The 13,986-nt window shown below is 68.3% G+C and carries 9 protein-coding genes; 6 read left to right on the top strand and 3 right to left on the bottom strand.

The window, feature by feature from the left end:
- Positions 1 to 78 precede the first annotated feature (78 nt).
- The 3 genes from JJJ16_RS08165 to JJJ16_RS08155 form a co-directional block, all read right to left on the bottom strand.
- Positions 79 to 2,439, bottom strand: coding sequence for a transglycosylase domain-containing protein (locus tag JJJ16_RS08165; protein ID WP_219752151.1), 2,361 nt, complete (start codon positions 2,437 to 2,439; stop codon positions 79 to 81).
- Positions 2,440 to 2,576: 137 nt separating this feature from the next.
- Complete coding sequence (gene gndA / locus JJJ16_RS08160) at positions 2,577 to 4,043, bottom strand: NADP-dependent phosphogluconate dehydrogenase (RefSeq protein ID WP_219752150.1); 1,467 nt, start codon at positions 4,041 to 4,043, stop codon at positions 2,577 to 2,579.
- Positions 4,044 to 4,146: 103 nt separating this feature from the next.
- Positions 4,147 to 5,676 carry a CCA tRNA nucleotidyltransferase gene (locus JJJ16_RS08155; protein WP_219752222.1) on the bottom strand — a complete coding sequence of 510 codons (1,530 nt, stop codon included), beginning with the start codon at positions 5,674 to 5,676 and terminating at the stop codon, positions 4,147 to 4,149.
- A gap of 210 nt (positions 5,677 to 5,886) precedes the next feature.
- On the opposite strand from JJJ16_RS08155, the gene JJJ16_RS08150 reads away from it, so the two are divergent.
- From JJJ16_RS08150 to JJJ16_RS08125, 6 genes are read left to right on the top strand one after another with little or no spacing between them, the layout of a single operon-like run.
- The gene (locus tag JJJ16_RS08150; RefSeq protein ID WP_003791425.1) at positions 5,887 to 6,357 is read left to right on the top strand and encodes an NUDIX hydrolase; all 471 of its coding nucleotides are present in this window, start codon (positions 5,887 to 5,889) and stop codon (positions 6,355 to 6,357) included.
- A complete protein-coding gene (locus JJJ16_RS08145) occupies positions 6,344 to 8,770 on the top strand; it encodes a DUF6049 family protein (protein ID WP_219752149.1) in 2,427 nt (808 codons plus the stop codon). The genes JJJ16_RS08150 and JJJ16_RS08145 overlap by 14 nt, the downstream gene beginning before the upstream one ends.
- On the top strand, positions 8,767 to 11,811 hold the full coding sequence (murJ, locus tag JJJ16_RS08140; RefSeq protein WP_219752148.1) for a murein biosynthesis integral membrane protein MurJ: 3,045 nt from the start codon (positions 8,767 to 8,769) through the stop codon (positions 11,809 to 11,811). Before JJJ16_RS08145 ends, murJ begins: the two co-directional genes overlap by 4 nt.
- A gap of 17 nt (positions 11,812 to 11,828) precedes the next feature.
- On the top strand, positions 11,829 to 12,866 hold the full coding sequence (gene trxB / locus JJJ16_RS08135; protein ID WP_219752147.1) for a thioredoxin-disulfide reductase: 1,038 nt from the start codon (positions 11,829 to 11,831) through the stop codon (positions 12,864 to 12,866).
- A complete protein-coding gene (locus tag JJJ16_RS08130; RefSeq protein WP_219752146.1) occupies positions 12,863 to 13,294 on the top strand; it encodes a YchJ family protein in 432 nt (143 codons plus the stop codon). The genes trxB and JJJ16_RS08130 overlap by 4 nt, the downstream gene beginning before the upstream one ends.
- A 20-nt stretch (positions 13,295 to 13,314) precedes the next feature.
- Positions 13,315 to 13,956 carry a phosphatase PAP2 family protein gene (locus tag JJJ16_RS08125; RefSeq protein ID WP_219752145.1) on the top strand — a complete coding sequence of 214 codons (642 nt, stop codon included), beginning with the start codon at positions 13,315 to 13,317 and terminating at the stop codon, positions 13,954 to 13,956.
- The last annotated feature ends 30 nt before the right edge of the window (positions 13,957 to 13,986 follow it).

Genomic DNA, 13,986 nt, shown 5'->3' with positions numbered 1-13,986 from the left:
GCATGCTCCCGCTGTGAACACACTGCGGGCCCCGAGGATGCTCCTCGGGGCCCGCAACATCGGCGCTAGGACGCGCGGCTAGTTTCTTCGGCCGCCATTGTTGTTGCCGTTGTTATTGCCGCCGTTATTGTTCCCGCCGTTGCCGTTGTTGGAACCGTTGCCGCCGTTGTTATTCCCGCCGTTGCCGTTGTTCGAACCGTTGCCGCCGTTGTTATTCCCGCCGTTGCCGTTGTTCGAACCGTTGCCGCCGTTCTCCGAATTCTCGGTGGGCTCGGCGGAGGGCGTCTCGGTGGGGGTAGGCGTCTCGGTGGGCTCGGCAGCGGACTGCGGGGCCTCGGTCGTCGCGCTCGGCGCGGGCGTGGGCGCGTTGTTGTGCACCTTGCGGTTGGACTCGACCTTCCACGGGAAGTCGTCGCCCGGCAGGTTCGCGGTCGCCGGCTTCATGTAGTCGATCCACACGTCGACCGGCCAGTCGCCGCCGTGGAACTGATCGAGGCCGCCCACGTCATCCAGGGGCACCGCGTTACCGGCATCGTCGGACTGGTACATCGACACGGCGGTCACCATGCCGGGCACGAAGCCCACGAACTGGGCGGAGAGCTGGTCCGAGGAGGTACCGGTCTTGCCGGCCGTCGTCAGTCGCGCGATCGCGGCATCAACGTTGGCGGCGGTACCCTCACCCTTCGTGACGGCCTCGAGGGCCGGCATAATCGAGGAGACTTCCTCGACGTCAAAGACGCGCTTGGGGGCCACGTCGCCGCTGTAAAGCAGCTTGCCCTTCGAGTCCTCAACCTTCTTGACGATGTGGGCGGTGACGCGCTCGCCACCGTTCGCGATCGTCGAGTAGGCGGTCGTCAGGTCGATGTTGTGCGGCGAGGAGGGGCCCAGGACGTTGAGAAGCTCGTCATTCAGACCCACCGTGTCCTCGGGGATACCCGCGTCGATGGCGGCCTGGAGCGTGTTCTCCGGCTCGACGTCGTCGTTCAGGCCCACGAACACCGTGTTCATCGAGTACGCGGTCGCCTTCACGAGGGTGACGTTACCGAAGGAGTAGCCGCCGTCGTTCGAAACGGGGGTACCCATGCCTCGGAAATACTGGGGGGACTTACCCGAGTACGTGTCGTAGACCGTGCCACCCAGGCGGGCGTTCGCCAGCAGGGCGAAAGGCTTGAAGGACGAGCCGGCCATTGCGATGTCCTGCGTGACGGCGTTCTGCTGACGCTTCTCGTAATCCGCGCCCGCGTACTCGGCGAGGATCTCGCCCGTGGCCGGGTCCATGGAGGACAGGGCCACGTGCTGGTGCGTCGGATCCCAGCCCTCGACCTCGTTCATGCCCTGGGCGGCCGCGACGGCCTGCTCCTGGTGCTCCTTGACGATCGTGGAGGTGATGCGCAGACCACCCTGGCTGATCTTGTCCTCGTCGAACTGGTCGGAGGCGAGGAGCTCCTGCTTGACCTGGGCCATCAGGTAGCCGTTCGTGCCGGTCATCGACGCGCTATTGAGCGTGTCGGGGTCGATCGTCTCGGGGAACACCGCGGCATCCTTGTCGGCCTGCGTGATCCAGCCGTCCTCGACCATGAGGTTCAGGTCGCGCTCCCAGCGCTCCTTCGCCTTGTCGGGGTTGACGGCGGGGTCCCACGCGGAGGGCGCGGGGATGACGGCCGCGAGGAGCGCCGACTCGGACAGGGTCAGCTGAGAGGCGCCGTGGCCGAAGTACGCCTGGGCGGCCGCGTCGATGCCGTACGCGCCACGACCGAAGTAGATCGTGTTCATGTAGGCGCCGATGACCTCGTCCTTGGACTTCTCACGGTTGATCTTGATGGCCAGGACGGCTTCCTTGAGCTTGCCCGTGTAGGACGTGGTCTCGCCGATGTAGTAGCGCTCCACGTACTGCTGGGTCAGCGTCGAGCCACCCTGGCGGGCGCCGCCGCGCAGGTTGTTGACGAGGGCGCGGAAGATGCCCTTCAGATCAACACCAGAGTTCGTGTAGAACGTGCGATCCTCGGAGGCCACGATCGTCTTCGACACGTAGTCGGGCAACGTCGTCGTGTCGATGATCTGACGGTTGATGTCACCCAGGGTACCCATCTCGGTCGTGCCGTCGGCATAGTAGACCGTGGTCTTCTGCGCGAGCGCCAGGTCATCCGGCGCGGGAACGGTCAGCGTGTTGTAGAGGTACAGGAACACCGCCATGCCCGCGATGAACACGCCCAGGAAGACGGTCAGAATTGAGAAGCCGATGCGCTTGGCCCACCGGTGCTTCTTCTTCGCCGGGCCCTTCTTTCCGGCCGACGAGGCCTTGGCAGCCTTCCGGGATGCATGCGACCCGGCTGCGGCGCGCGCCGCACGTCGCGAGGGCAGCGAGTCCCGCCCTGACGTGCCGGAGCCGCCAGGCTCGATGATGTCGTTCCAGTCAGACTGTCCGTTGTTAGTAGCCACGTATTCGCCCTTTCAGCGGATTGGTGTACCCCTAGATTAACTGGGTTTCCTGAAAGAACCCCAAAGTATGGGCTGCAACACAAAGGGGTGGGTGCCGCGCACCCACCCCCTCGTGCAGCTTCCGCCGCAATCTCAGATCAGGACCACTGTTCCTCGGGACGACCATCGACCGCCCACAGGGTGTGGAAGACACCCTCCTTGTCTACCCGGTGGTAGGTGTGGGAGCCGAAGAAGTCACGCTGACCCTGGATGAGGGCCGCCGGCAGGCGCGTCGCGCGGATCTGGTCGAAGTAGGCCAGGGACGAGGCGAACACCGGGATCGGAACACCGGCGAGGGCCGCCTGGGCCACGACGCGACGCAGCGCGGGCGTGCACTCCTGGAAACGCGTCGCGAACGGCTCGGCGGCCAGCAGCAGCGGCAGGTCGGGGTCGGCCTCGTAGGCGCGGGTGATGTCGTCGAGGAAAGCCGCGCGGATGATGCAGCCCGCGCGCCAGATGCGAGCCAGGGCGCCCTTGTCGATGGCCCAGTCGTATTCCTTCGCGCCGGCCTCGATCTCGTCGAAGCCCTGCGAGTAGGCGACGATCTTGGAGGCGAACAGCGCCTGACGCACGTCCTCGATGAACGCGGCCCGGGCCTCGTCCGACTCGATGACGAGGGCGGTGGCGTTGCCCGCGAGCGCCTGGCCGGCCGCGCGCTGGGCGGGCTCGGAGGAGGCGCCGCGCGCGAAGGTCGCCTCGCCGATCGCGGTGACGGGGACGGCCAGGTCGAGGGCGGTCTGGACCGTCCACTTGCCCGTGCCCTTCTGCGAAGCGGCGTCCACGATGAGGTCGACGAGGGGCTTGCCGGTCTCGGCATCCACCTGGCGCAGGACCTCGACGGTGATCTCCATGAGGTAGGAGTTAAGCTCGCCCTCGTTCCAGGCGGCGAAAATGTCGGCAATTTCGGCCGGCGTCGCACCCAGGCCCTCACGCAGGAGGGTGTAAGCCTCGGCGATGACCTGCATGTCGGCGTACTCGATGCCGTTGTGCACCATCTTCACGAAGTGGCCGGCGCCGTTCGCGCCAATGTACGTGGAGCAGGGGACGCCGTCGTAGGTGCCGGCGATGGCCTCGAACATGGGGCCGACGCGATCGTACGAGGCCGGGGTGCCGCCGGGCATGATGGAGGGACCCCACAGGGCGCCCTCCTCGCCGCCGGAGACGCCCGCGCCCACGAAGTGCAGGCCGCGCTCGGCGGCCCACTTCTCGCGGCGGATCGTGTCGGTGAACAGGGAGTTACCGCAGTCGACGATGATGTCGCCTTCGTCCATGAGATCGGCGAGCTGCTCCATGACGGCGTCCGTCGAGGGGCCGGCCTGGACCATCATGATGGCGACGCGGGGGGCGCGCAGGGACGCGACGAAGTCTTCCAGCGTGGACGCGGGAACGAAGGTCGCTTCGTCGCCGTGCTCCGCCATGAGCTTCTCGGTGCGAGCCGGGGTCCTGTTGAAGACGGCGGTCGCGTAGCCGTTGCGGGCCAGGTTGCGGGCGAGATTTGCGCCCATGACTCCCAGGCCGTACACGCCGATGTCGGCCGATGCCTTTTCGGGGGTGAACGTGCTCATGCGATAACTCTCCTAACAAAAAGTTGAATTATTCCCAGAGTACGGCGGCATGACCGGGGGTGCACCATGCGCGGGCGTGACGATTGTCGCCCCGCGCCCCGTCTCACTGCCCCTGGGCCTCGCGGGCGGCCTTCGCGGCGGCCTTGCGGGCCTTCTTTTCCGCGACCTTGGCCTCCCAGTGGGCCTGCTGAGCCTGGTACTCCTCGGCGAGGGCGCGCACGTCGTCCGATGCCCACCAGTCGAGAAGGGCCTGACGGGCGGCCTCCTCGCCCAGCGGCCCGCGCTCCATGCGCAGCTCGAGGAGGTAGTCGCGGGCGATCTTCACGGCACGCGAGGGGCGTAGTCCGAGGATCTCCATGATCTGGTCGCCGTCGAGGTCGGGGCGGATCGCGTCGAGTTCCTCCTGTTCGCGCAGGGCGGCGATGCGCGCCTCGAGGTCGTCGTAGGCGGCGGACAGGTAGTTGGCCTTGCGACGGTTGCGGGTCGTGCAGTCCGCGCGCGTCAGGCGGTGGAGGCGTTCGAGGAGGTCACCCGCGTCGGCCACGTAGCGACGCACCGCCGAGTCGGACCAGGCGGCCTCGCCGTAGCCGTGGAAGCGCAGGTGCAGCGCGACCAGGGTGGAGACGGCCTCGATCGTCGCCTTGTCGAAGTGCAGGGCCTTCATGCGCTTGCGCGTCATCTTCGCGCCCACGATCTCGTGGTGGTGGAAGGACACGGTGCCGTTCGGCTCGAAGCGGCGGGTCGCCGGCTTGCCGACGTCGTGCATGAGGGCGGCGAAACGCAGGATGAAGTCAGGGGCGGGCACGGGGCCGTCCGGGCCGGTCTCCAGGTCCATCGCCTGCTCGACGACGGTGAGGGTGTGCTCGTAGACGTCCTTGTGGCGCTTGTGCTCGTCCACCGTGGAGACGAGGCCGGCGACCTCGGGCAGGACGATGTCGGCGACGCCCGTGTGCACCATCAGCTCGATGCCGCGGCGCGGGTAGGGCGAAATGATGAGGCGCTCGAGCTCGGCACGGATGCGCTCGGCGGAGACGATCTCCAGGCGCGAGGCCATGGTCTCCATCGCGTTCAAGACGTCCATGTCGACGTCGAGGCCCAGCTGCGCGGAGAAACGCGCGGCGCGCATGATGCGCAGCGGGTCGTCATCGAAGGACTGCTCGGCGGACACGGGGGTGCGCAGGTTGCCGTCCGCGAGGTCGGCGAGGCCGCCGCACGGGTCGACGAGGGCCATCTGCGGCAGGCGCATCGCCATCGCGTTGACCGTGAAGTCGCGCCGCGTCAGGTCGCCCTCGAGCGTGTCACCGAAGGTCACCTCGGGCTTGCGCGAGCCGATCTCGTACTCGTCGGTGCGGTAGGTCGTCACCTCGACGACCAGGTCGCCGCGGCGACCGCCGATCGTGCCGAACTCCTTGCCGATGTCCCAGGTCGCGTTGCCCCACTTCGCCAGGAGCTCCTCGGTGCGCTCGGGGCGCGCGGAGGTCGTCATGTCGAAGTCGTGAGGAGTCACTCCCAGGAACGCGTCGCGCACGGGCCCGCCGACGAGCGCGAGCTCCTCCCCGGCCTCGTCAAAAATCGTGCCGAGTTCCATAATCGCGGGCGGGAGCGCCGCAAAGGTCCTCGTGGCGTTCGCCATGAGGGTAGGAATGTCCGTCGTTCCGGCGTTTTGCGCGGTCACGGGGCCGTTATTCGGGGAAGTTGACTGGGTACTCATCGCCCTTAAGCATGCCAGGAAAGCGCCCTGGCCGACTACCGGGGGCCGCGCACCGGCTAAAGTGGAGTCATGCCTGCACGTCCAGTTGACCGCCGAAGCGGGGTGCCCCGACCCCCGCGTCGGTCCGCTTCTGTGCGCGCTGGCCGCTCTCACCTGCCGATTTCCGCGGAAACCAGCGCGGGCGGCATCGTCGTCGACGTGCGTGACGGAATTCCCTATGCGGCGTTGATCGCGCGACGCAATCGAGCGGGGCGCATCGAGTGGTGCCTGCCCAAGGGCCACCTCGAGGGTTCCGAGACCCCCCAGCAGGCCGCGCTGCGCGAGGTCGCCGAGGAAACCGGCATCCACGGGCGCATCATCCGCCACCTCGCATCGATCGACTACTGGTTCTCCGGCAACGACCGCCGCGTTCACAAGGTCGTCCACCACTACCTGATGGGGTATGAGTCGGGCACGATCTCCGTCGATGGGGATCCGGATCACGAGGCCGAGGAGGCCGCGTGGGTGCCGCTGCGCGACGTGTCGCGCCAGCTGGCCTACCCCAACGAGCGCCGCATCGTGCGCATCGCCCTGGACCTGCTGTATCGGGATGGCCGTGACTAGGCGCGCGCTGACGGCTGGCGTCCTGTGCGCGGCGATGGCTCTTCCCTTCGGCCTCGGTCTCAGCGAGGCCGGGGCCGCCCCGCTGCCCACCGTGACCTCCCAGTCGGACGAGTCACGCCCCGCCGTCATGGGTACGGTCTCAGAGGATTCCGGTCTATCTGTTTCCATTAACTCGCTGTCGCCTCGAATCATCACAGATGAAAACGAACTCGTTATCTCTGGAACGGTCCATAACGATTCGCCAACGACGCTCGCGAATATCTCCCTCGAGGTGTTCGTCGCCAACGAGACGCCGATTTCTGTCCCCGCGCTGACGACCGCCCTCACCGATGACGAGCCGGACGCGACCCACGCGGCTTCCTCCTCGCTCACGGACGTCGCCCGAGGAGCCACGACTTCCTTCGAGATCCGCATTCCCACGTCCTCGCTGCCTCTCACCGACGCCGAGGAGTGGGGCCCGCGCGTCACGACCGTGACTGCGACCTCCGGCGAATACTCGGGCAAGGACCGATCGATCATCGTGTGGGACTCGGGCGCGCAGGTCTCCGCCTCGCGCGTGAGCACCGTGATCCCCTGGACCTCGACGAGCGCCACCCAGGACCAGGGTGAACGCTCGGCGGTCCTCAGCCTCGCCTCCGCCAGCGGCGTCACCCTGGCCGTCGACCCGCTGCTGATCCCTCGCGGCCCGCAGCCCACGGCCACACCGACCCCCTCGGCTTCCCCTTCGGCTTCTCCTTCGACTTCCCCCTCGACCGACGCGGGACAGTCCGAAGCTGACCCCGCCCAGTCCGGCCAGTCCGACGCGGAATCGGGTCAGTCCGGTGCCCCCACGGCCTCGCCAAGCGCGTCCGCCACCCCGACGCCCGCCCCCACGGCCACAGACCCGGCGCAGCGCGCTCGTGACCTCCAGTCCGAGGCCTTCGTCGCGGCGCTCCTGTCGAACGCGACCGAGATCATCGCCCTGCCCGAGGGAGACGCCGACCTCGGTGCCCTGTCACTGTCGGGCAACACCGGCTTCTGGGACCGCGCCTCGCGCTCGATGGCCGACTTCCCCGACACGCTGCGCAAGGCCGGGTGGGTCGCACCCGCCAACTCTCCGGCCAGCCCCAGCCCGTCGGCCTCGGCCACCCCCTCCCCTTCCGGGACACCCGAGGCCACGCCCACGCCGAGCACATCCGCAAGCACCGCCGGCCAGTCCGCCACGACGACCTCCGCACCCGACTCCGGCCCCTCGATCCTGCGTAACGTCGCCTGGCCTGCGGACACGACCTTCGGCACGTCGTTCCTGTCCGGATTCTCCTCCTCGAACCAGATCACAATCGCCCCGGTGGGCGCCCTGACGCCTGCCGAGGACGTTCCCTTCACCTCCTACGCGCGAGTCAACATCGACCCCGCCACCGGCGAAACCTCGACGGACGGGACGGGCGCGCGCACCCTCGCCCAGCAGAGCGACATCGCGGCGCTCCTGTCGTGGAACGCGTCCGGTGGCGACGAGCTCGATGCCGAACAGGCCCTCACCGCAATCACCGCGATCATCACCCGCGAGCGCCCCGCCTCCTCGCGCACCATTTTCGCTGCGGCCCAGCGCGGAACCGTCATCAACGAGCGGCTCACCGGTCGCACGAAGGCCCTGTTCTCACCCCGCTGGGTGAGCGCCATGTCCTTCAGCGAGATGGCCGCCAGTGAACCCACCGACGTCGACCGCCAGACCGTCGGGGCCGGTGTTCTCGCTACCGACACGGAGACCGCAATCTCGGCCATGGCCTCGTCCCTGACTATGCTCACACCGCTGGCGAACGCGACGGACGACGCCGACGCGGTGTATGCCTCGGTCACCCCCCAGATTCTCCCGGCCCTGTCCGCGCAGCTCACCCCCTCCGAGCAGCTCGACGCGGCGACTGCCGTCACCTCGCAGGTCACGACGATGCTCTCCGCCGTGACCGTCGAGCCCTCCTCGGCCGTCAACCTCATTAACAAGTCCGCGAACTTCCCCGTCCTCGTGCGCAATAACCTGCCCTGGCCGGTGCGCGTCGACGTCACCCTCGTGCCCGACGATCCGCGTCTGCGCGCCACCCCCGCCCAATCCCAGACGCTCGCCGCGCAGGGCGCGACGACGGTCGAGGTGCCCGTGGGTGCGATCGGCAGTGGCGACATCGACGTCACGTACAAGGTCACCACGCCCGACGGCGTCGTCCTCGACGACTCCCAGACCGTGACCGTGCGCATGCGCGCCGGGTGGGAGGACGCGATCACCGCCGTCATCGCCTCGCTCTTCGGCCTGCTCTTCCTGGCCGGCATCACGCGTTCGCTGCGCAAGAGGGCCGCACGCAAGGCGCAGGCCGCATCCGGCGACGCTGACACGACAGACATCACCACTGAAACCGAGACAGCAACGACGAAGGAGACCCCATGAGCTCGAACACGCCTCGCCGATCGATCCTGAGGGCATCGGCGCTCATGGCGTCGGGCACCATGGTGTCGCGCATCCTCGGCTTCGTGCGCAACGCGATGCTCATCGCCGCGGTCGGCGCGACCGCCGGCGGTGTCGGCGCCGCGTTCCAGACCGCGAACACGCTGCCCAACACGGTCTTCAACCTGCTGGCCTCCGGCATCTTCGACGCCGTCCTGGTCCCGCAGATCGTCGGCGCCATCAAGCGCCGCCACGACGGTGACACCTACGTCAACCGCCTGCTGACCCTCGCGGGAACCCTGCTCTTCCTCGTCACCTTCGCGACGATGGTGCTGGCCCCCGTCCTGGTGATGATCACGGCCGCCGGCTACACCGAGGACATTCGCAACCTCGCGATCCTCTTCGCCCTCCTGTGCCTGCCGCAGCTCTTCTTCTACGGCCTGTATAACCTGCTCGGCGAGCTACTCAACGCGCGCGAGATCTTCGGGCCCTACATGTGGGCACCCGTCGTCAACAACGTCGTGGGCATCGCGGGCCTCGGCGCTTTCCTCGCCATCTGGGGCGGCGCACCGGACGGCGGCATCCCCGCGGGTGACCTGACGGGCGCACAGTTCTGGGTCCTCGCCGGATCCGCGACCCTCGGCGTCATCTGCCAGGCCCTGTGCCTGCTGTGGCCGATGCGTCGGGCGGGAGTCTCCTTCAAGCCGGACTTCCACTTCCGCGGAACCTCTTTCGGGTCGATGCCGCGCGTGGCCGGATGGACGTTCGCGACCCTGGGCGTGTCCCAGGTCGGCGTCCTGTCCACGAACAACCTGGCTGCCATGGCCGACGGTTTCATCGGCCGCAACGGCGCTCAGGGCGGCGTCGTCGGCATCCTCGCCTACTCGACGGCGTTCATGATCTTCATGGTTCCCCAGTCGCTCATCACGGTGTCGCTGACGACCGCGATCTTCACCCGCATGGCCGGTGCCGTCGCCGACGGCGACGACCGAGCGGTGGCTGACAACTACCACCTGGGCGTGCGCACTATTACGTCGCTGACCCTCGTCGCCGCAGCCATGCTGATGGCCGGTTCCGTCCCCATGATGGAGATCGCGATGGCGGCCAAGGGCGGGGATCCCGAGGCCGTGACCGGCTACGCCCTCGTCCTCGCCTCGCTCATGCCCGGCGTCGCCTCGACCGGCATGGTCCTCATGAGCCAGCGCGTCTTCTTCGCCTACGAGGACGTCAAGCCCGTGTTCCTCATGGGCATTGGTCCCACGATCCTCCAGGTGATCGTGGGCTGGTCGATGTACGCCCTGACGGGCGCCCGCTGGTGGGTCGTCGCGGCCGCGCTCGGCGAGACCGTGTGCCGCCTGACCCAGGGCATTATCGCGGTCGTGTGGGTGTCGCGCGAGAACCGCTACGTCGACCGCGCGGGCCTGCTGCGCTCCTACGTGTCCTACCTGGCCGCGGCGATCGTCGCGGGCCTCGTGGGCTTCGGCCTCCTGTGGCTCATGGGCATCCACACCGAAATTTCGTCGACGCTGGGCCGCATGGCACTGGCCGGCGTGAAGCTCTCGCTCGTGTCCGCGCTGACCGGCCTCGTGTACCTCCTGGTCCTGCGCTTCGCCGCGCCCGGCGAATCCGCCGTCATGATGCGCCCACTGCTCACCCGCCTGCGCGTGCCCGGCGCTGTGGTGAACATCCTGGCAGCGTCCTCCACGCCCACCCCCGCACCAGCTGAGATAATGACGGGACACACACCCGACGAGACGGAGGAACCGATGGCTCCCACGCCCGAACGCAGCGGCGACGACGAGAAGCTGCCGTCGTTTGACGAGGTGCTCTCCGCCTCGCCGATCCCCGCGCCTCCCGCAGTCCCCGCGCCTCCCGCGGCCCCCGCAGCCGATAAGGCTGAGGAACTGGCCGACATGCCGCCGGCTCCCGCGCCCGCCGAGGTCCCGACCCTCGGCCCCGCGACGCAGGCACCCGTCGAAAACCCGCTGGTCGCCGAGGCCGTGGCCGCACCCATCGTCGACGACATCGCCGAGGCCACGGAGGCCGCACAGGCACAGGCGATCCCCGAGTCCCTCGCGGAGTACGGCATCGAGCCCGTGACGGATGAGGTGGACGCCGCGCAGGTTGAGGCCCCCGCGTTCCCCCTCGCTCCCCCGCCGCCGGCCCCCGCCGCCAGCGCATACGAGCGCGACGCTGAGGTCAATCCCGAGGACTACCCCCATCCCGCTCCCCTGACGGACGGCCCCTCGACGCATCAGATTCCGCGCGTGCAGGCACCCGAGGCGGTGCCCGCTCCCCCGGTCGAGGACGCCACCGAGGTCATGGACCCCATCCCCCCGATACCTGCCGCTCCCGTGCAGGACGCCCCGGCCTCGTCGAACGAGGAGGGCTCCTCCAAGCGCTCCGGCACGCTCATCGACCCGACGAAGCCCGCGCTGATCTTCGGCGTCGTCCTGGTGCTCTTTGGCGCGATCTGGGGTCCGTGGATGGCCACCCGACCGGTCACCGACCTGGATCTGACCCAGTCCCTGCGCGCCGGTGTCGCACAGCAGCAGTCCGACGAGGAGCCCAGCCCCGCGCTCACCACGACGCCCCCGCCGGCTCCGACCACGACCCCCGTGATCTCCTCCGTGCAGGTCCTGTCGTGGAACAACGACGACGGCGACCACCCGGACCGCGCGATCAACATGATCGACTCGAACCCGGCGACGTCCTGGTCGTCGCGCTGGTTCGACAACAACCAGTTCCGCGACGAGACCTCCGTGACGATCGTCGTGAAGCTCCAGCAGAAGGCCACCGTGTCCTCGGTGACGCTCAACATGGATCCGGCGACGTCCGGCGGCGAGGTCGTCGTGCGTAACGTCACGGACCCGGCGAACCCGCGCGGCGGAACAGAGCTGGCCATGTCGGCGTTGTCTCCGACGACGACGATTCAGCTGCCCGCGGCCGTCGAAACCGACTCGATCGCGCTGCAGTTCCGCTCCATGCCCAAGGGCCAGGACGGACGCAACTGGGCGTGGATCTCCGAACTCACCGTTCAGTAACCCTAAGGAGGGTACGTATGTCTTTCGTGACGATTCCGGGCCTGGTGACGGCCGAATCCACCGATACCACCGCTGAGACCGCCGAGGTGCAGGTCCCGTCGGCCGAGGTGCCCGAGGGCGCCACCGTCCACGACGTTGTCATCGTCGGCTCGGGTCCGGCCGGCTACACGGCCGCGGTCTACACGGCCCGCGCCGGCCTCGCCCCCATCGTGCTGGCCGGTCAGCTGGCTGCGGGTGGCGCGCTCATGAACACGACCGAGGTCGAGAACTTCCCCGGCTTCCCGGAGGGCATTCAGGGCCCCGAGCTCATGGACAACATGCGCGAGCAGGCCGAGAAGTTCGGCGCGGACGTTCGCTACGAGGACGTCGTCGCCGTCAACCTCGAGGGCGACGTGAAGGCCGTGGCCACCGAGGACGAGGTCTTCTACGCGCGCGCCGTCATCCTGGCCACCGGCTCGGAGTACCGTCACATGAACGTGCCCGGCGAGGACGAGTTCTCCGGCCGCGGGGTCTCCTACTGCGCGACCTGCGACGGCTTCTTCTTCAAGGATCGTCGCCTGGCCGTCATCGGCGGCGGCGACTCCGCGATGGAGGAGGCGACCTTCCTGACGAACTTCGCGTCCGAGGTCGTCGTCGTGCACCGTCGCGACACCCTGCGCGCCTCGCGCGTCATGGCCGAGCGAGCCCTGAACAACCCGAAGATCTCCTTCGAGTGGAACGCAACGGTCGAAGAGGTCCTGGGCGACGAGGCCGTGACCGGCCTGCGCCTGGCCTCCACGGTGGATGGTTCCACGCGTGAGATCGCCGTGGACGGCGTGTTCGTCGCGATCGGTCACCTGCCCCGCACGGGTTTCCTGCGCGGCCAGGTCGCCCTCGACGAGGCCGGCTACATCACGGTCGACGAGCCGTCGACGCGCACGTCCGTCGCGGGCGTCTTCGCGTGCGGTGACGCCGTGGACCACACGTACCGCCAGGCCATCACGGCGGCCGGCTCCGGCTGCCGTGCGGCCCTGGATGCGGAGCGCTGGCTGGCGTCCCTGGGCGACCAGGCGTGACCTCCTCCCCCGCTGCTCCCGGCGCTGCGAGCGCTGGAGTGTCCCGGCCTCGTACCTGCCCGTGCGGGTCGGGAGCGATGCTGGCGCAGTGCTGCGGGCGCTACCTGGACGGCGAGGCGGCTCCGACCGCTGAGGCGCTCATGCGGTCGCGCTACACGGCCTTCGCGCTGCGCGACGAGGACTACCTGTTCCGCACGTGGCACCCGCGCACGCGCCCCGCTCCCCCGTACTGGGTGGAGGGGACGCAGTGGACGGGTCTGCGGATCCTGGGGGCCGAGGCCGGGGGTCCTTCCGACGAGGAGGGCACGGTGACGTTTATAGCCTCGTGGCGGGACACATCGACTGGCGAATCCGGGCAGATGCGCGAGCATTCGCGCTTCTCGCGCCGGGCCGGGCGCTGGGTCTACGAGTACGGCGCCAACGACTGACACTACGGTAGGATTTCACTATGATTGCTCGTCGCCTTCTGACTCCCCCCGTGATCATCGGGTTTCTCCTCGTCGCGGCTGTCGCCGTCGCGGGCGGATTCATCACGAGTCCCCTGTCGATCGACACCACGGTGTGGTCTGACTTCGTCGCGTCGCGCACGCCGGCGATGAACTCGTTCATGACGGGCGCCTCGTGGCTGTTTGACCCCAAGCGCGCGGTCGTTGTAGCGCTGGCCGTGGCGGGCGCCGTGTGGTGGTTCATCAAGAAGGTCATGAACGCCCTGTACATCCTGTGTTCCGTGGTGTTCTCGGCCGCAAACAGCTTCATCATCAAGCACCTGTACGAGCGCCCTCGCCCCGAGGAGGCGCTGCGCCTAATCACCGAGGACGGCTACTCGTTCCCATCGGGTCACGCGACGGCTGTGACCGCGCTGTTCGTGTCCCTGGTGCTGGTGCTGACGACGACGCGCATCGGCCGCCGTCTGCGCTACCTGCTGTGGGCCGCGGCGCTGACGCTCATCGTCTTCATCTGCGTGACGCGCCTGTACCTGGGCGTCCACTGGGTGACCGACGTGATCGCCGGCTTCAGCGTGGGTCTCGGCTCGTCGATGATCCTGGCGCCGTTCATGATTGGGCCCAACGCCCTGAAGTTGTTCCGCTAGTTATCGGAGCTCATTTGTTGCCGGGAGCGC

Origin of the sequence: Schaalia sp. ORNL0103, from assembly GCF_019429565.1 — a bacterium.
Lineage (GTDB): Bacteria > Actinomycetota > Actinomycetes > Actinomycetales > Actinomycetaceae > Pauljensenia.
This window is presented reverse-complemented; position numbering and strand designations above follow the sequence as displayed.

Coding starts and splice junctions, on each gene's coding strand:
- gndA (WP_219752150.1), bottom strand. CDS start 4,043: ATGAGCACGTTCACCCCCGAAAAGGCATCGGCCGACATCGGCGTGTAC.
- JJJ16_RS08155 (WP_219752222.1), bottom strand. CDS start 5,676: ATGGCGAACGCCACGAGGACCTTTGCGGCGCTCCCGCCCGCGATTATG.
- JJJ16_RS08145 (WP_219752149.1), top strand. CDS start 6,344: ATGGCCGTGACTAGGCGCGCGCTGACGGCTGGCGTCCTGTGCGCGGCG.
- murJ (WP_219752148.1), top strand. CDS start 8,767: ATGAGCTCGAACACGCCTCGCCGATCGATCCTGAGGGCATCGGCGCTC.
- trxB (WP_219752147.1), top strand. CDS start 11,829: ATGTCTTTCGTGACGATTCCGGGCCTGGTGACGGCCGAATCCACCGAT.
- JJJ16_RS08125 (WP_219752145.1), top strand. CDS start 13,315: ATGATTGCTCGTCGCCTTCTGACTCCCCCCGTGATCATCGGGTTTCTC.